The organism is Streptomyces sp. NPDC020731, assembly GCF_044334705.1.
In the GTDB taxonomy this organism is placed as follows: domain Bacteria; phylum Actinomycetota; class Actinomycetes; order Streptomycetales; family Streptomycetaceae; genus Streptomyces.
This window is the reverse complement of sequence record NZ_JBIRTN010000002.1, coordinates 199400-216018: the sequence shown is the minus strand read 5'-3', so window position 1 is coordinate 216018 and position 16619 is coordinate 199400. Positions and strand designations below refer to the sequence as shown.

17 protein-coding genes are annotated in these 16619 nt (G+C 72.9%); 6 read left to right on the top strand and 11 right to left on the bottom strand.

What is annotated here, in order from left to right:
• Positions 1-21: 21 nt before the first annotated feature.
• Positions 22-621, bottom strand: coding sequence for a DNA-3-methyladenine glycosylase I (locus ACH4VX_RS03695; protein WP_398365695.1), 600 nt, complete (start codon positions 619-621; stop codon positions 22-24).
• On the bottom strand, positions 618-974 hold the full coding sequence (locus tag ACH4VX_RS03690; protein ID WP_398365932.1) for a DivIVA domain-containing protein: 357 nt from the start codon (positions 972-974) through the stop codon (positions 618-620). Before ACH4VX_RS03690 ends, ACH4VX_RS03695 begins: the two co-directional genes overlap by 4 nt.
• A gap of 152 nt (positions 975-1126) precedes the next feature.
• Between ACH4VX_RS03690 and folP the strand changes: the two genes are divergently transcribed.
• On the top strand, positions 1127-1987 hold the full coding sequence (gene folP, locus ACH4VX_RS03685) for a dihydropteroate synthase (RefSeq protein WP_398365694.1): 861 nt from the start codon (positions 1127-1129) through the stop codon (positions 1985-1987).
• A 145-nt stretch (positions 1988-2132) separates the two neighbouring features.
• Here folP and ACH4VX_RS03680 read toward each other — a convergent pair whose 3' ends face one another.
• Both ACH4VX_RS03680 and dapE read right to left on the bottom strand, forming a co-directional pair.
• Positions 2133-2891 (bottom strand): TIGR00730 family Rossman fold protein, encoded by a 759-nt coding sequence (locus tag ACH4VX_RS03680; protein WP_398365693.1) that lies wholly within the window; start codon positions 2889-2891, stop codon positions 2133-2135.
• Between the two features lie 108 nt (positions 2892-2999).
• The gene (gene dapE, locus ACH4VX_RS03675) at positions 3000-4079 is read right to left on the bottom strand and encodes a succinyl-diaminopimelate desuccinylase (RefSeq protein ID WP_398365692.1); all 1080 of its coding nucleotides are present in this window, start codon (positions 4077-4079) and stop codon (positions 3000-3002) included.
• An 83-nt stretch (positions 4080-4162) separates the two neighbouring features.
• Here dapE and ACH4VX_RS03670 point away from each other — a divergent pair, with 83 nt between their 5' ends.
• Both ACH4VX_RS03670 and ACH4VX_RS03665 read left to right on the top strand, forming a co-directional pair.
• The gene (locus ACH4VX_RS03670) at positions 4163-5131 is read left to right on the top strand and encodes a heavy metal transporter (RefSeq protein WP_398365691.1); all 969 of its coding nucleotides are present in this window, start codon (positions 4163-4165) and stop codon (positions 5129-5131) included.
• A gap of 154 nt (positions 5132-5285) precedes the next feature.
• On the top strand, positions 5286-5588 hold the full coding sequence (locus tag ACH4VX_RS03665; protein WP_398365690.1) for an ATP-binding protein: 303 nt from the start codon (positions 5286-5288) through the stop codon (positions 5586-5588).
• 236 nt (positions 5589-5824) lie between these two features.
• Here the strand turns inward: ACH4VX_RS03665 and ACH4VX_RS03660 are convergent, their stop codons facing one another.
• Together ACH4VX_RS03660 and fdxA are read right to left on the bottom strand one after the other, a co-directional pair.
• Complete coding sequence (locus ACH4VX_RS03660) at positions 5825-6922, bottom strand: bifunctional succinyldiaminopimelate transaminase/glutamate-prephenate aminotransferase (RefSeq protein ID WP_398365689.1); 1098 nt, start codon at positions 6920-6922, stop codon at positions 5825-5827.
• Between the two features lie 114 nt (positions 6923-7036).
• On the bottom strand, positions 7037-7354 hold the full coding sequence (fdxA, locus tag ACH4VX_RS03655; protein ID WP_004926152.1) for a ferredoxin: 318 nt from the start codon (positions 7352-7354) through the stop codon (positions 7037-7039).
• 140 nt (positions 7355-7494) lie between these two features.
• Here fdxA and ACH4VX_RS03650 point away from each other — a divergent pair, with 140 nt between their 5' ends.
• A complete protein-coding gene (locus tag ACH4VX_RS03650) occupies positions 7495-8520 on the top strand; it encodes a GNAT family N-acetyltransferase (protein ID WP_398365688.1) in 1026 nt (341 codons plus the stop codon).
• A 17-nt stretch (positions 8521-8537) separates the two neighbouring features.
• Positions 8538-9398 carry a tetratricopeptide repeat protein gene (locus ACH4VX_RS03645; RefSeq protein ID WP_398365687.1) on the top strand — a complete coding sequence of 287 codons (861 nt, stop codon included), beginning with the start codon at positions 8538-8540 and terminating at the stop codon, positions 9396-9398.
• Between the two features lie 47 nt (positions 9399-9445).
• Here the strand turns inward: ACH4VX_RS03645 and ACH4VX_RS03640 are convergent, their stop codons facing one another.
• The 3 genes from ACH4VX_RS03640 to mshB form a co-directional block, all read right to left on the bottom strand.
• On the bottom strand, positions 9446-11836 hold the full coding sequence (locus ACH4VX_RS03640; RefSeq protein WP_398365686.1) for a hypothetical protein: 2391 nt from the start codon (positions 11834-11836) through the stop codon (positions 9446-9448).
• A gap of 194 nt (positions 11837-12030) precedes the next feature.
• Positions 12031-12444, bottom strand: coding sequence for a DUF6113 family protein (locus ACH4VX_RS03635; protein WP_398365685.1), 414 nt, complete (start codon positions 12442-12444; stop codon positions 12031-12033).
• A complete protein-coding gene (mshB, locus tag ACH4VX_RS03630; RefSeq protein ID WP_398365684.1) occupies positions 12441-13337 on the bottom strand; it encodes an N-acetyl-1-D-myo-inositol-2-amino-2-deoxy-alpha-D-glucopyranoside deacetylase in 897 nt (298 codons plus the stop codon). Before mshB ends, ACH4VX_RS03635 begins: the two co-directional genes overlap by 4 nt.
• A gap of 205 nt (positions 13338-13542) precedes the next feature.
• Between mshB and ACH4VX_RS03625 the strand changes: the two genes are divergently transcribed.
• Positions 13543-14685: a Fic family protein gene (locus ACH4VX_RS03625; protein ID WP_398365683.1), complete on the top strand. Its 1143-nt coding sequence runs from the start codon at positions 13543-13545 to the stop codon at positions 14683-14685.
• A gap of 211 nt (positions 14686-14896) precedes the next feature.
• Here ACH4VX_RS03625 and ACH4VX_RS03620 read toward each other — a convergent pair whose 3' ends face one another.
• Positions 14897-15841 (bottom strand): helix-turn-helix domain-containing protein, encoded by a 945-nt coding sequence (locus ACH4VX_RS03620; protein WP_398365682.1) that lies wholly within the window; start codon positions 15839-15841, stop codon positions 14897-14899.
• A gap of 228 nt (positions 15842-16069) precedes the next feature.
• Complete coding sequence (locus ACH4VX_RS03615) at positions 16070-16552, bottom strand: ATP-binding protein (RefSeq protein WP_398365681.1); 483 nt, start codon at positions 16550-16552, stop codon at positions 16070-16072.
• Positions 16553-16619: the final 67 nt, after the last annotated feature.

The window sequence follows — 16619 nt, the reverse complement described above, 5'->3', positions numbered from 1 at the left end:
ATCGGCCCGGGGGCCCCGTCCTCAAACGCCGGGCAGGCCGTTTCGTGCCACGCACACTTCCAGGTGATCGTTCACCAGTCCGCAGGCCTGCATCAGGGCGTACGCCGTGGTCGGGCCGACGAAGCGCAGGCCGCGCTTCTTCAGGGCCTTGGACAGGGCCGTGGACTCCGACGTCACCGCGGGGACGTCGGCGAGGGTCTTCGGCGCCGGCCGGCCGGCCGGGTCGGGGGCGTGGGACCAGATCAGGGCGTCCAGGTCGCCGGGCGCCCACCCGGCCAGCTCGCGCGCGTTGGCGAGGGTCGCGTCGATCTTGGCGCGGTTGCGGATGATGCCCGCGTCGGCCAGCAGGCGCTCACGGTCGGTGTCGGTGAACTCCGCGACCGCGGCGATCTTGAAATCGGCGAAGGCGGTGCGGAAGCCGGGGCGGCGCCGCAGGATGGTGATCCAGGACAGACCCGACTGGAACGCCTCCAGGCTGAGGCGCTCGAAGAGGGCGTCGTCGCCGTGGACCGGGCGGCCCCACTCCTCGTCGTGGTACGTCACATAGTCCGCGGTGGACAGCGCCCAGGGGCAGCGCGGGAGGCCGTCCGGGCCGGTGGGGACGGCTGCTTCCCCGCTCACGGCTGCTCGTCCTCGCGGTGCGGGGCGGGCTTGTCCATGGAGAGGTGGGCCGCGACGGCGCGGGCGCCGGCCAGCGCGGACTCCAGGTCGGCGATCCGGGCGTCGCGCTCGGAGAGCTCCGCGCCGAGGCGGCCGAGGGCGTCGTCCACGTCGGCCATGCGGTAGCCGCGGGCGGCGAGCGGGAAGCGCAGGCCGTCCACGTCCGCGCGGTTGACCGGCCGGTCGGGCGGCAGGGCGTCCCGCAGGCGCTCGGGGGCCGCCTCGGGCAGCGGGCCGTTGTCTCCGCCGCCCACCACGGCGAGGGTCACCGCGGCGACCACGACGGCGAGCGCGACGACCAGGAACAGGAACATAACCATCGCCGGGGCCCCCACGGTCGGATGAGTCGGATGAGTCGAAGTCGGATGTGTGGCTCCGATCGTGTCATGCGAGTCTGACAGTCGGGGCCGCCGGGCGTTCGCAAGGCGGCCCAGGACGGGATCGTACGAGGAAGAGGTCACAGGGGATGCTCAGGCTGGGCAGGCGGGAATTCGCACCGCACGAGCGGGTGATCATGGCGATCGTGAACCGGACCCCGGACTCCTTCTACGACCGGGGCGCCACGTTCCGCGACGAGCCGGCGCTGATGCGGGTGGAGCAGGCGGTGGCGGAGGGCGCCGCGATCATCGACATCGGCGGGGTGAAGGCCGGGCCGGGCGAGGAGGTCACGGCCGAGGAGGAGGCGCGGCGGACGGTCGGCTTCGTCGCCGAGGTGCGGCGGCGCTTCCCGGACGTCGTGATCAGCGTGGACACCTGGCGGCACGAGGTCGGCGAGGCCGTGTGCGAGGCGGGCGCGGACGTGCTGAACGACGCGTGGGGCGGGGTCGACCCGCGGCTCGCGGAGGTCGCCGCGCGGTACGGCGCGGGGCTGGTGTGCACCCACGCGGGCGGTGCCCGGCCGCGGACGCGGCCGCACCGGGTGACGTACGACGACGTCATGGCGGACATTCTCGATGTGACCGTGGGACTGGCGGAGCGGGCGGTGGCGCTGGGGGTGCCCCGGGAGTCGGTGATGATCGATCCCGGGCACGACTTCGGGAAGAACACGCGGCACGGTCTCGAGGCGACCCGTCGGTTGGGGGAGATGGTCTCCACCGGGTGGCCGGTGCTTGTTTCCTTGTCCAACAAGGACTTCGTGGGGGAGACGCTGGACCGGCCGGTGAAGGAGCGGGTGGTGGGGACGCTGGCGACGACGGCGGTGTCGGCGTGGTTGGGGGCGCAGGTGTACCGGGTGCACGAGGTCGCCGAGACCCGGCAGGTGTTGGACATGGTGTCCGCCATTGCGGGGGAGCGGGAGCCTGCTGTTGCTCGGAGGGGGCTGGCGTAGGGGGTTCTCGCCCCCGCCGCCCCTTCCCGTCCCGTCCCCGGGGGGCTCCGCCCCCCGGACCCACCTGCCTTTGCCCACCCACCGCCCGACTCGGGAGTTGGGAAGGCGCCCTCGAAGCCCCCTCGTAGCGCCCTTCCGCAGGCCTCTAGCGGCCCGCCTCCTTCGACACCAGGGCCACCGCCTCGTCCACGTCGTCCGTGACGTGGAACAACAGCAGGTCCTTCTCCGCCGCCTTGCCCTGGGCGATGACCGTGTGGCGGAGCCAGTCGACCAGGCCGCCCCAGTAGTCCGTGCCGAACAGGACGATGGGGAAGCGGGTGACCTTCTGGGTCTGGACGAGGGTCAGGGCCTCGAAGAGTTCGTCCAGGGTGCCCAGGCCGCCGGGCAGGACCACGAAGCCCTGGGCGTACTTCACGAACATCATCTTGCGGACGAAGAAGTACCGGAAGTTCAGGCCGATGTCGACGTAGGGGTTCAGCCCCTGCTCGAAGGGCAGTTCGATGCCCAGGCCGACCGAGACGCCCTGCGCGTCGCACGCTCCCTTGTTGGCCGCCTCCATGGCCCCCGGACCGCCACCGGTGATCACCGCGAAGCCCGCGTCGACCAGGCCCCGGCCCAGCCGGACACCCGCCTCGTACTCCGCCGAGTCCACCGGTGTGCGTGCCGAGCCGAAGACGCTGATCGCGGGCGGGAGTTCGGCGAGCGTGCCGAAGCCCTCGATGAACTCGGACTGGATGCGCAGCACCCGCCAGGGGTCGGTGTGGACCCAGTCCGTGGGCGCGCGCTCGTCCAGCAGCCGCTGGTCGGTGGTGCTCGCCTGCACCTGGCCCCGCCGGCGGAGGACCGGCCCCAGACGCTTCTCCTCCGGCGGCTGCTGCTTCCCCTCGGGGTTGCCGGTAGCCATGTGCGCTCCCTCCGTTTGCTGGTCGTACCACCTCAGCGTAGATCCACCCGGGTTACGTACGAGGGACCTCAGCATGTCCGGAACACAGCGGCGCAAACCCGCTTCACGTCACGCCGTCAGCCAGGACCGCAGCCGCTCCTCCCCGGCGAGGATCTTCGCGGTGTCCACGCGCTCGTCCCGCTTGTGCGCCAAGTGGGGGTTGCCGGGACCGTAGTTGACCGCCGGGATGCCCAGCGACGAGAAGCGGGAGACGTCCGTCCAGCCGTACTTGGGCTGCGGGGTGCCGCCCACCGCCTCGATGAAGGCCGCCGCGGCCGGGTGGGACAGGCCGGGCAGCGCCGCGCCGCTGTGGTCGTCGACGACGAACTCGCTCACCCCGCAGTCCGCGAAGACCTCGCGGACATGGGCGAGGGCCTCCTCCTCGCTGCGGTCGGGGGCGTAGCGGAAGTTCACACTCACGACGCATTCGTCGGGGATGACGTTGCCGGCCACTCCCCCGGAGATGCCGACGGCGTTCAGGCCCTCGCGGTACTCCAGTCCGTCGATCACCGGGTAGCGCGGTTCGTAGCCGGCCAGGCGGGCGAGGATCGGGGCGGCGGCGTGGATCGCGTTGGAGCCCATCCAGCCGCGCGCGGAGTGGGCGCGCTCGCCCGCGGTCTTCAGCAGGACCCGCAGCGTGCCCTGGCAGCCGCCCTCCACCTGCCCGTCGGAGGGTTCGAGGAGCACCGCGAAGTCGCCCTCCAGCCACTCGGGGTGCGCCTCGGCCACGTGCTTCAGGCCGTTGAGGTCGGCGTCGACCTCCTCGTTGTCGTAGAAGACGAAGGTCAGGTCGCGGTTGGGCGCGGGGACCGTGGCCGCGAGGCGCAGCTGGACGGCCACACCGGACTTCATGTCGCAGGTGCCGCAGCCCCAGAGCACGCCGTCGGCGTCGAGCCGGGAGGGGACGTTGTCCGCGATCGGGACCGTGTCGATGTGGCCGGCGAGGATCACCCGCTCCGGGCGCCCCAGCCGCGTACGGGCCACGACGTTGTTGCCGTACCGGTCGACCGTGAGGTGGGGCAAAGCGCGCAGCGCGCCTTCGATCGCGTCCGCGAGCGGCTTCTCGGTACCGCTCTCGGAGGGGAAGTCGACGAGCTGCGCGGTCAGGCGCGCGGCGTCCAGCGTGAGGTCAAGCGGGGTGTCGGCCATGCCGTCGACCCTAACCCGCGGGGCCGCGGCCCAGTGTTCGCACTCGACTCACATGGAACCGTACTCTCCAGTACCTTGTACGCGTGTCAGAGCCGTCCCTTCCTTCCAAGCGCACGCGTCGCGGCCGTCTCGCCCGCTGGAGTGCGGCCCTCGTGGTGCTGTCCGCGGTCGCCGGATATGTCGTGGTGCAGTACGACACCGGGGGCACGGGCGGTCCGGGCTGTGAGGTCGTGTCGGGCAAGGGCGACGGGGCGACGTACGAGTTCACACCCGAGCAGGCGGTGAACGCGGCGACGATCACCGCCGTGGGCACCGCTCGCGAGCTGCCCGAGCGGGCGGTGACGATCGCGCTGGCGACCGCGCTGCAGGAGTCGGCGCTGCGCAACATCGGGCACGGCGACCGTGATTCGCTGGGCCTGTTCCAGCAGCGTCCCTCGCAGGGCTGGGGCACGCCGAAGGAGATCATGGACCCGACGTACGCGGCGGGGAAGTTCTACGAGCACCTGGAGGAGGTGCCGGGCTACACCCGGCTGCCGCTCACCGTCGCCGCGCAGCGGGTGCAGCGCAGCGGCTTCCCGCAGGCGTACGCCAAGCACGAGCCGGACGCCGCGCTGCTGGCCGCCGCGCTCACGGGACGCTCGGCGGCGACGCTGACCTGCGAGGGCCGTCCGGCGGCGACGCGGGCGGCGGGTGCGGACGCGGTGCGTACCGCGCTGGCCCGGGACTTCGGGCGGGACGCGCTGGAGCCGGCCGGTGCGGAGGTGGGGGCGACGCCCTCGCCCCCGGTGGACGCTTCGGCGGCCCCCGGCGACTCCGACGGGGGGACCGTGCGGCTTCCGGTCACCGCCGGGGAGGACGCCGGGGCACGCGGCTGGCAGCTGGCCCACTGGGCCGTGGCCAACGCCTCCGAGCTGCACATAAGGCGGGTGTCCTACGCGGGGCGGGAGTGGACGGCCGGGAACACCGACAGCCAGTGGCGGCCGACGGACGGCAAGAACGCGGCGGGCTCGGGTGACGGCACGGGGGTCGTGACCATCACGACCACGCCGTAGCCCGACCGCGCAGGCGTGCGGATGGTCACCCGCAGGCGTCGTGTACGGCCGATAATGCGACGCATTACCAACTCTTTGCGTTGCCCCGCCGCAACCTTCCCGGCGGTCGAGCGGTAGTCACGGCGTCACCGTTCTCTCCCGTCGAAGGAGCACCATGTCCCTCCCCCTGACCCGTCGGATCGCCCGTGCCGCGCTGCTCGTCGCTGCGGGAGCGGCCGCCGGGGTCGGCGCGGCCGGTTCCGCCAGTGCGGCTCCGGAGCTGCCGGCCGCCCCGGACCTCGGCGGGCTGACCGCTGTGGACGGGGCCGCCGGCGACACCGTGGACAACGTGACGAAGGACGTCACCAGGACCGCGGGTGATGCCGACAAGGTGGCGCCGACTGCCGGTAAGACCGTGAAGAAGGCTGCCGGGTCCCTCACCAAGGGTGCGCCCGTGAAGGGGCTGCCGGTCGGCTGAGGGCCGGCCTGCGGCCGGCCTTTGTTACGGCGACGGGGTCCGGGGTGCTCCCCGGGCCCCGTCGTCCTGCGTGTGCCTCGCCTCGGTGAACCGGGCGTTCGTGGGCCGGTCGCCCGGCGTTGGTGGCTGTGCCCACCCTCCCCCATGGCCCGAAGGGCATGGGAGGTGCCCCCGTCGCCCCGCGGAACGACTGCCCGCAGCCGGGTACCGGAGCGACTGCCCGCAGCCGGACCGGGTCAGGGGGCCAGTCTGGCTACTGCCGCCTGTACGCGTTCGTCCGTCGCGGTCAGCGCCACGCGGACGAAGTTCTCGCCCGCCGGGCCGTAGAAGTCGCCGGGGGCGACCAGGACGCCTCGGTCGGCGAGGTGGGCGACCGTGGTCCAGCAGGACTCGTCCCTGGTGGCCCACAGGTAGAGGCTGGCCTCGCTGTGTTCGATGCGGAAGCCGTGGGCGAGCAGGGCCTCGCGCAGGGCGGTGCGGCGGGCCGCGTAGCGCTCCCGCTGGACGTGGACGTGCTCGTCGTCGCCCAGGGCCGCGACCACGGCCGCCTGGGTCGGCGCGGAGGTCATCATCCCGCCGTGCTTGCGGATCTGCAGCAGCGGACCGAGGACCGCCGGGTCACCGGCGAGGAACGCGGCGCGGTAACCGGCGAGGTTGGACCGCTTGGACAGGGAGTGGACCGAGACGATGCCGTCGTACGACCCGCCGTTGACGTCGGGGTGCAGCACCGAGACCGGGTCGGCCTCCCAGCCCAGCTCGATGTAGCACTCGTCGGAGAAGACGAGGACGCCGTGCTCGCGGGCCCAGGCGACGGTCCGGGTCAGCTCCTCCTTGGACAGCACCCGGCCCGTCGGGTTGGACGGGGAGTTCAGCCAGAGCAGCTTCAGACCCGTCGGGTCCAGCTCGGTCGGATCGTCGTAGGAGACGTGGTCGGCGCGGGCGAGGCGGGCGCCGACCTCGTACGTCGGGTAGGCCAGGCGCGGGAAGGCGACCTTGTCGCCGGGGCCGAGTCCGAGCTGGGTGGGGAGCCAGGCGACCAGTTCCTTGGAGCCGACGATCGGCAGGACGTGGTGGTGGGTGATCCCGCGGGCGCCCAGTCGGCGCTCCACCCAGCGGGTGAGCGCGTCGCGCAGTTCCGGAGTGCCCCAGACCGTGGGATAGCCCGGGGAGTCCGCCGCGGCGATCAGGGCCTTCTGGATCGGCTCGGGCACCGGGTCGACGGGCGTGCCGACCGAGAGGTCGACGATGCCGTCGGGGTGCGCGGCGGCCGTCTTCTTGTAGGGCTCCAGCTTGTCCCAGGGGAAGGTGGGCAACCGGTCGGAGACTGCGGACACGGGTACGGGCTCACTTTCTGGTCCGGCAAACACCTCGGTCCCGTACGGCGATCGGGAGGATCGGGCCGTACGGGACCAGGGCGGCACGTCGGTGCGGGGCCGCCTGCGGGACGGCTACGCCTGCGGCGGCAGCGCGGCGATGAACGGGTGGTCCCGCTCGATCAGACCCAGCTTGCTGGCGCCGCCGGGCGAGCCGAGCTCGTCGAAGAACTCGACGTTCGCCTTGTAGTAGTCCTTCCACTCCTCGGGAGTGTCGTCCTCGTAGAAGATCGCCTCGACCGGGCAGACCGGCTCACAGGCACCACAGTCGACGCATTCGTCCGGGTGGATGTACAAGGACCGCTGGCCCTCGTAGATGCAGTCGACCGGGCACTCCTCGATGCACGCCTTGTCCTTCACGTCGACACAAGGCTGCGCGATGACGTAGGTCACGCTGTCGTTCCTCCTCGATAGGGCGCTGGCGGGCCTCCTCAGGCTCCGCCGCCTGGCGCGCGGGAGCGCGGCGTCGTCGATGCCCGCCCCTAGTATCTCCGTTCCTGGGCATGATCCGAACAGGAGGGGTGAACTGACCTGTGGAAATCTCTGCCGCCGGGCGCCTCGAGGTCCGCATCACCACTGCTGACGTGGGAAAACGGGTCTCGGTACGGAGCTTGATCGAACATGGCCCCTCGGGTGAGAAGTTCACCGACACGGTCGGTGTTCTCACATCATGGGACAACGGTGTGCTGCGGATCACAAGGAAGAGCGGCGAAAGCGTCCGCATCGCGGAGTCCGCGCTGGTAGCGGGCAAGGTGGTGCCGTCCGCCCCGGCGCGTCGGCGCGGTCCGGCGGCCTCGTACGAGGAGCTGGCGCGGGTCTCCGCGCGGGCGTGGCGGCCGGTGGAGAGCGAGCGGCTCGGTGAGTGGGAGCTGCGGGCAGCGGACGGGTTCACGCGGCGGGCCAATTCGGTGCTGCCGCTCGGTGACCCGGGCGTGCCGCTCGACGACGCGCTGACGGCCGTACGCCGCTGGTACGCCGCGCGGGGGCTGCCCGCGTACGTGCAGACCGCGACCGGCGCCGAGGGGGCGCAGGAGCTGCTGTGCGCGGAGCTGGAGCGGCGAGGCTGGGTGCGGGAGGTGACCGCCGAGCTGTGGGTGGGTCCGCTGGCACCGCTCGCCGATGTGGGGGATGAGCCGTCGAGGGTCGCGCTGTCGCGGCGGGCGGACGCGGCGTGGCTGGCCCGGTATCAGCGCAAGGGGGTGAGCGAGGTGGCTCTGCGGGTGCTGGGAGGAGGGCCGTCGGTGTGGTTCGCCACGGTGCCGGGCGACACGGACGCGCCGGCCGCCATCGGGCGGTGTGTCGTGGACGGGCGGTGGGCCGGCTTCGCGGCGGTCGAGGTGGACCCGGCGCAGCGGCGGCGGGGGCTGGCGACCGTCGTGATGGCCGCGCTGGCCCGGCGGGCGCTGGACGAGGGCGCCTCGGCGGCCTGGCTCCAGGTCGAGGAGGACAACGCGGGGGCGCGGGCGCTGTACGACCGTATGGGCTTCGCCGCGCACCACGCGTACCACCACTACCGCGCGCCGCAGTCGTCGGCTCCGGCAGGTGACGGAGCGCCGTGAGCGGGCACGAACCGGGTATGCGCTCTCCGCACCCCCCATCGCCCGGGCGCTCCGCGGAACTGCGTCGGCGGTTCGCCGAGGAGGCCCGTTGCGAGCGGCCGGATCTGTCCACGCTGTGCCTGCTGGTCGGCGCGGAGGCGGACGGCGCGCTGGACGAGGCGGGCATGGACGCCGTGGAGGTGGAGCTGGACCGGCTGGCCGGTGAGCTGCCCTACCGGCCCGGTTCGCCGCGTGCGTGGGCGTCGGCGCTGCGGGAGCTGCTGGGCGAGCGGTACGGCTTCCACGGCGTTCCGGACGACTACCGGCGGCTGGAGTCGTCGCTGCTGCACGAGGTGCTGCGGCGGCGGCGCGGGCTGCCGATCCTGTTGTCGGTGGTGTGGATGGAGGTGGCCCGGCGGGCGGGGGCGCCGGTGTACGGCGTCGCGCTGCCGGGGCACTTCGTGGTCGGGTTCGGGGAGCCGGGCACGGGGGCGGGGCAGGTGCTGGCCGATCCGTTCGACGGGGGGCGGGTGCTGAGCGGGGCCGACGCGGAGCTGTTGGTGGCGGGGGCGACGGGGGCGGCGCTGGATGCGTCGATGCTGACGCCGGCCGGAACGCTGGACGTCCTCCTGCGGGTGCTCAACAACGTGCGGGCGTGGGCGGCGGCGCGCCCCGAGCACTCCGGCGTGGGGCTGTGGGCGGTGGACCTGTCCCTGCTCCTCCCCTCGCACCCGGCGCGGCTGCGCTACGAGCGGGCGCAGCTGCTGGTGCAGCGCGGTGACTTCCGGGACGGCGCGCGGGAGCTGGAGGCGTACGCGGAGGTGGTGGCGCCGGTGGACGAACCGGCGGCGGAACGGATCCGGGGCCAGGCGCAGGCGGCGCGGGCGCTGCTCAACTAGGAAGGGGCGCCCGGTGATCCACCGGGCGCCCCTTTCCGTACGTCGCGTCAGCTGGGGTCCGTCTCGATGACCGCGACCCGGTCGGTCTTGCTCACCAGCGCCAGGCGGAGGGCGCCGTAGACGTCCTGGGGGGTGACGGCCGTCTTCTTGCCGTTGCCCCGGGCGATGAGGACACCGTCGAACGTCTGGCCGTACAGCTCCTCCAGGGCCTTCAGGTCGGGCTTCTCGGCCAGCTTGCCGTTGACGGCCTGGACCCCGAGGAACTTCCAGAGCGATTTCTCGGGGCTCATCTCGATCGTGTGCGCCGCGTCGGTCCGCACGGTCACGTTGGCCGACATCGCCGGCTCGGCGAACTCCTTCATCATCCGGTCGACCTCGGCCTTGGTGACCTTCGGCTGCTGGGCGGTCGTCGGGACGTTCACCGCGGCGGCCTTGCCGGTCTCCACCTGGGTGCGGTACGCCTCCGTCACCGCGTCGGTCGCCTTGGCGACGTCGATGCCCTGGCCGCCCTTGGGGTACACCGGGACGGCCTTGCCGGACTCGAACGTGATCGAGCCCTCGGTCACCGAGCCGGAGCCGCCGGCGGCGTCCTCCAGGGCGGCCTGCAGCTTCTCCTCGTCGACGGGCATGACCGGCTCGACGACGCGCTGGTTGCCGATGAGGGAGCCGATGACGTTGACCGGGTTGTAGTCGCTGCCGGTGGCCTCGCCGACGGTGGCGTCGGTGTCGAACTGCAGGCCCGCGTTGTCCGGCTCCAGTTCGACGGTCTTGCCGTCGACCGACAGCTTCAGCGGCTGGTCCAGCCGGTCGTCGAGGGCGGCGTCGAGCTTCTTGACGGCCTCGTCGCGGGTGCCGCCGCCGATGTCGACGCCGAGCACGGTGGTGCCCTTCGGGACGTCGGAGCGGTTCATCAGCAGTCCGGCGCCGTAGGCGACACCGGCGAGGAAGACCACGCAGCCGCAGAGCAGGACGAGCTTGTTGCGCCCCTTCTTCTTCGCCGGTTTCGAGGAGCTCGCCGGGGGCGGGGAGACCGGGTCGGGCAGCTTCGGGGGCGTGTGCGTCCGCGGGCCGTCGGCGGGGCCACCGCCCGCGGTGAAGTCCGCGCCCGGCGGGATGACCGGGATGCCGCTGGTGACGGTGTGCCCGGAGACGTTGTCGTGGCGGGGGCCGCCGTAGCCCGGGGTGCCGGGCTGGGCGGACCACTGCGGGGTGAGGATCGCGGTGTCGTCGCTCAGACCGCCGCCGGGGGCGCCGGGGGCGCCCGGGCCGCTGTCCTGGTCGGCGAAGCCGGCGGGGGCACCCTGCGCCGCCTGGACGCCGGGACGCGCGGGGGCACCCTGCGCCGCCTGGCCGCCGGGACGCGTGGGAGCACCCTGCGCCGCCTGGCCGCCGGGACGGACCGGGAGGGCGGGCACACCCGGGCCACCGGGACCACCGGGGGCACCGGGGCCACCAGGACCACCGAGAGCACCAGGACCACCAGAACCACCGGGGCCACCAGGACCACCGAGAGCACCAGGACCACCGGGGCCACCGGGGCGCCGGCCCGCCGGACCGGCGATCGGGCTCGAGCCGGTCGCCGGTCCGGTGGTCGGACCTGCGGGAGCCTGCGGGCCGCGCTGACCGGGCTGGGGGGCCTGACCCGGCCGTCCGTCGCGGCCGCCCGGAGCCTCGTCCGTGAAGAACGGCAGGTCGTCGCGGCGCGGCTCGTCACCGTGCCCCGCGCCCGGGCGGGTGCCGGCGCCCGCCGGCCCGGCGGCCAGCGCCTCGGTCACGTCGAAGGAGCCGGTGCCACCACCGTGCCCGGGGGCCACGGGCCCGCCGGTCGCGCCGGTGGGTCCGGAACCCTGCGTGCCGCCGGGACGGGAAGCGCCCGGCCCGCTCATGGAACCGACGACGCCACCGGGACGTCCGGCGCCCGGCCGCGCGCCACCGGACGCACCGGCGGGAGCGGACGGTGTCTGCGGGGCGCCGCCCTCGGCGGGACCCGAACCGTTCGGCGCACCCGCCCCGTTGGCGGAACCGGCACCCGGACCGCCCTTGCCCGCGCCCGACTTGCGCGGCGCGAACCAGTCGCTGGCCGGCTTCCCCTCGGCCGCCGGCCGGTCGGGCCGGGCGGAGGGCTCGACCGCGTCGTCGGCGGACGGGGCCAGGGACGGCGCCGACGCCTTGGCGTCGGTGGTGCCCTTGCTCTCCGCGTCCGTGACGGGCTTGCGCACGACGACCGGCGGAATGGGCCGCGATCCGGGGATGTTGATGCGGATCCGCGTCGTCAGCGTGGTCTCGGTCTTGCGTTCCTCCGGCCGCACGGCCGAACGGCCCGCGTCCGTACCCTCGTCCGGAATCGCCGGGATCCCGTAGGGCGGCGTGCCCGACGGGTAGGCGGCTCCGCCGTGCCCGTTGGGCCCGGAGGACGGAGTGTCAGTTTCACGACTCAAGGCAGGTTCTCCCGGTTGGCTCCGCCGCCCGTCACGACCTCACGGTGGGAGTCCTCCCAGCTCGGGCGAAGCCGAGGGTTCGAGGGAGGCTCGGCGGCGCGCACCACCTTACTGGCCATGTCCGACCCGTATCCCAGTACCGTCGGGGAAACCCACACCGGACCCGCACGCCCGTGACACGGCGAAGTGGTACGTCACTTGCCAAGTCGGGCGGGACGGCCGTCCGGTTGCCGCCCGGGGGCAAGGGTGGCGCAGATCACAGCCAAAGCGATGCCGCCGAGGAGGAAGAGATAGGAGCCGCCGCCCGCGGCGAACAGGAAGTCGCCTTCCGGGCGGCTGGTGGTGAGCAGGACGACGACGAGCATCCAGCCACCGGCGGCCCAGGCGCCCCCGGCCCGGCTGCGGAGCGCTCGGGTGGCCCCCAGGACCAGCCCGGCCTCACCGGCGAGGGCGAGCAGCAGACCGCCGGGGAACCACGCGGGCTGCACCAGCGCCCCGGCCGCGCCGACCACGGCGCCGAGCAGGAACAGTCCCAGACAGGCGGCGGCCCGTCCGGCGGAGGGCGGCCGCAGCGGCTGGGCGAGCGCGGAGGGCGACCGGTCGCTCACGGCGTCTCCCCGATCCCGGCGAACAGGTCGCTCTCCTGCTTTTCCGGACGTTCTCCGCGTACCAACTCGTAGTACTCGGTGGTGAGGAGCGGCTGGGCGAGCTCGTTGGAGAGCACGAAGTACGGTTCGGCCACCGTGATCTGGGTGGCGTGGGCGCGCATCGCGGCGGCCTTGGCGGCGGTGTACGCGGTGCCGTCGATCGCGGTGGTGACCTGCCCGTCGTCGACGACACCCGGTACGTCACCGATGACGGCCGCCTTCTCGAAGGGCAGGCCGGGCAGGTCGCGGTCGAGGCGGGCGAAGGACTCCTCGGCGACGGACCGGGGCACGCGGTTCCAGTAGACCTTGGGAATGTCCCAGCCCTGTCCGGCGGCGAGCTCGACGGCGCGCGTGGCGACGCGGTGGGCCTGGATGTGGTCGGGGTGGCCGTAGCCGCCGTCGTCGTCGTAGGTGACGAGGACCTGGGGGCGGATCTCGAGGATCACCTCGGCGAGCAGCCCGGCGGCCTGGTCGACGTCGGCCTGCCAGAAGCAGCCGGGGTCGTCGTTGTCGGGCAGCCCCATCATCCCGGAGTCGCAGTACCGCCCGGCCCCGCCGAGCAGCCGGAAGTCCGTGACCCCGAGCGCGCGCATCGCCTCCTTCAGCTCTCCGAGCCGGTGCCCGCCGAGAGCGGCCCCGCTCAGGTGCCCCAGCTCGGGCGGGATGACCTCGCCCCGCTCACCGAGCGTGCAGGTGACCAGCGTCACATGGGCACCCTCGGCGGCATACCGGGCCATGGTCGCGCCGTTGTTGATCGACTCGTCGTCCGGGTGGGCGTGCACCAGCAGCAGGCGCCGAGCGGAGCGAGAGAGGGGTCCCCCCGGCCGAAGGCTGGGGGAGGGGAGTTCCGTCATGGGGCCACTTTATGAGGTCCCCGACCGCCGCTCACCGCACACCGGACCGCCACCCCTCGCCGTCGAGCACACGGGCAGGAGCGAGGACGATCCACTTGATCCGGCGTTCGGCAGGACGCACACCTTGACCGCGCCCCGGAATCAACGCGCCCGGAACAGCCGCACACTATTTGACTCGATAACACAATCACGGTGTCATCACTCCATGATGTACGCGACTCCCCGCCTGGACGCCGACGACCAGCGGGCTCTCGACGAGATCGAGGCCATGCGCCGCGCCCTGCGCCACATGCTCCGGGCCACTCCTCGCTGGACCCGCCAGTTGCGCCGCAACCTGACCGCTCGCGCGATCGCCGGATCGAACACCATCGAGGGATACGCCGCGACAGTCGATGACGTGGAAGCCCTGATGTCCGGCGAGGAACCCCTGGAGACCGGGCAGAAGACACGTGCCGAGCTGGAGGGCTACCAGCGCGGCATGACCTACATCCAGGCCCTCGCCGACGCCGGTGACGACTTCCGTTACGACGCCGGTCTGCTCAACGGCCTGCATTTCATGCTGCAGGGCCACCACCTCGACAAGCGCCCCGGCCGCTGGCGCGACGGGCCCGTGTACGTCACCAGCCCCGACGATCCCCTGATTCCCGCCTACACCGCACCGGACCAGGCGGAGGTCCCCGCTCTGATGTCGGAGTTCATCGACTGGCTCAACGAGGGCGACCTCGACGCCCCCGTCCACGTCCGCGCCTCCATGGCCCACCTCAACCTTGTCAAGATCCACCCGTGGAAGGACGGCAACGGACGCATGTCCCGTGCCCTGTCCACTCTCGTGTTCTCCCGCGAGGCCCTGATGCCACCCGAGTTCTCGTCCATCGAGGAGTGGCTCGGCCGGGGGCAGAACACCTACGCCTACTACCAGATCCTGGAGGACGTGGGCGGCCCGCGTTGGAGCCCGGAGCGGGACACCCGGCCCTGGATCCGATTCTGCCTGACCGCCCACCACCGCCAGGCCCAGCAGGCCCAGCGACGCTTCGACGTGATGTCCCGGGCCTGGACCCGCCTGGTCGAAAGCGCCGAGGCGGCCGGCCTGGACGAGCGGGTCGTCTACGCCCTGCTGCCCGCCTTCTCGGACGCGAAGGTCCGCCGCACCGTCTACCAGCAGGACGCCGACCTCAGCGACCAGCAGGCCATCCGCGACATCCGGGAGCTCGTCGCCCGCGGCTGGCTCGTCCCCCACGGCAAGGCCAGAGCCCGCTACTACGCCCCCGGCCCCCTCATGGCCCCGATCCGGGAAGAGGTCCGCCAGTCCATGGAGCCGTACACGGATCCCTACCGGCGCCGGCACTGACCTGCCCGCCATGGCCGACATCCTCGCCGAGCCCACCCTCCTGTTCTCCGACGGCGAGAAGCAGGAGGACGTTTCCCCGGCGGTCCGAAGCCACTGATCAAGGAAGTGGACAGACCTCGCTCACGGACCCTCGTCGTCGAGCACGTGGGCGATGGTCATGGCGCTCGCTCCTCGTCGTCTGTGCCCAGGGGCAAGGATCGTCACGTTCATGCTAGGCGGCCTCCTTGAGGTCGGAGCGGCGGTCGCGGCAGTCGCGGCAGAGGCCGGGGGCGGGGGCGTGGAAGCCGCGGTCGCAGCCGTCGCAGTTCTGCATGGGATTCCGTGGCCGTGCGGGCGGTGGAGTGGCGGCCGGCTCGCGGTACGGGGCCGGGGGCGGGAGCTGGGCGGCGAGGCGGTGCGCCAGGAAGGCGGCGGGGCGTCGTACGCCCTCGGGCGGCAGGTCGGCGGTCAGGGCACGGCGTACGGCCGCGGGGGTGACGTCACGCTCCAGCCAGGCGGCGACACCGGGGGTCAGGTGGGCCGTGTCGGAGGCGGAGAGGAGCATCTGGGAGTTGTGGCGGCGGAGGTCCGCGAGGAGGTCGGCGGCGGCCCGGAACAGCGCGGGGACGTGGCACTCGGGGCGCGGTACGGCGGGGAGGGGTTTGCGGGCGGCCGGTTGCTCGCAGGTGCCCTGGGGCGCGGGCTCGTCGCGGGGCTCGTGGGGGCGCGGTCGGGGCCGGGGTTCCGGACGGTCGGCGGGCCGGGAAGGGGGCTCGGGGTGGGTGCGGGCCGCCGCCGGCTGGTTGCAGGAGACCGTGCGGCTGACGATGCGGCCGGTGGGCGTGCGGTGGCGTTCGCGGCGAAGGTAGCCGTGGCACTCCAGCTCGCGCAGGGCGGCGGCGATACGGGTCGCCCCCTCGGGGAACCGGGCGGTGAGGCTCTTGATGTCGGCCGGGGCGCCCTTGGGCAGCGACTGGAGGTGCGTGCCGAGCCCGATGGCGAGCAGCGAGAGCTGCTGGTGCTGGGCGAGGTGGTTGCCGATCACCGTGAAGCGGGTGGTGTGGCGGGAGTTGTCGTGCTGGAGCCCGCCGGTGGTGCGGTGGGCTCGTTTCGGGTGGCTGTTGCCCGCATCGCGGGCCTGGGCGCGCGGGGGCGCGCTAGGGTTCTGGGTACCCATCTGGAAGCTTTTACCTTCCTCGGTGGTCAGGCCCTCGCCTTGGGATTGCGCTCCCGGCGGGGGCCGTCTCATGTCTGCTGTCGTGTGGTGGTGCGTTGCGCTGAGCGTCGGGCCCCGGAGGTCCGGAAATCCAGCCGAACCGGAGATGTTCACCCGCCCGAGTGAGTACGGCCACGGGCGGGAGGGTCGGGTTTGGTGGGGGTGTTTTCCCCCGGAGTTCTTTGTCTTTCAGTCGTCGACGGCACCGGAGCGCGAGGGTGCGGGTTCCGGTGGTGAAAAGCCCAGTTCGGCCCAGACGGTCTTGCGCGGGAACCGCTCCTCGGTCACCCCCCAGCGGTCGGCCAGCGTCTCGACGAGCAGCAGGCCCCGGCCCGACTCGGCGGTTGTGTCCGGCACTTGCGGTACGGGCATCCGGTCACCGCGCGTGTCGCTGACCTCGATGCGGAGCGTGGCGCCGACCACGTAGAGCGTGAGCCGGAAGCTGCGGCCGGGGAGACGGCCGTGGGTGGCGGCGTTGGCGGCCAGTTCCGCGATGACGTGGCTCGCCCGCTCGTGCGGAAGCCCCCAGCTCCGGAGCGTGTCCACCGCGAGCAGGCGGGCGAGCCGGGCACCGCGCGGGGTGGACGACAGCAGCATGCTGAAGTTTCGGATGCCGGTGTCGAGTTCGGGTCCTGACCCGTGCTCGGCGATTCCCTGAGTTTGCTGATTCACATCACCGAGCGTGGTCGACCGGACATACTGAGATGTGTAACTGAGCTGTTACGTAGAGCTACCGTCC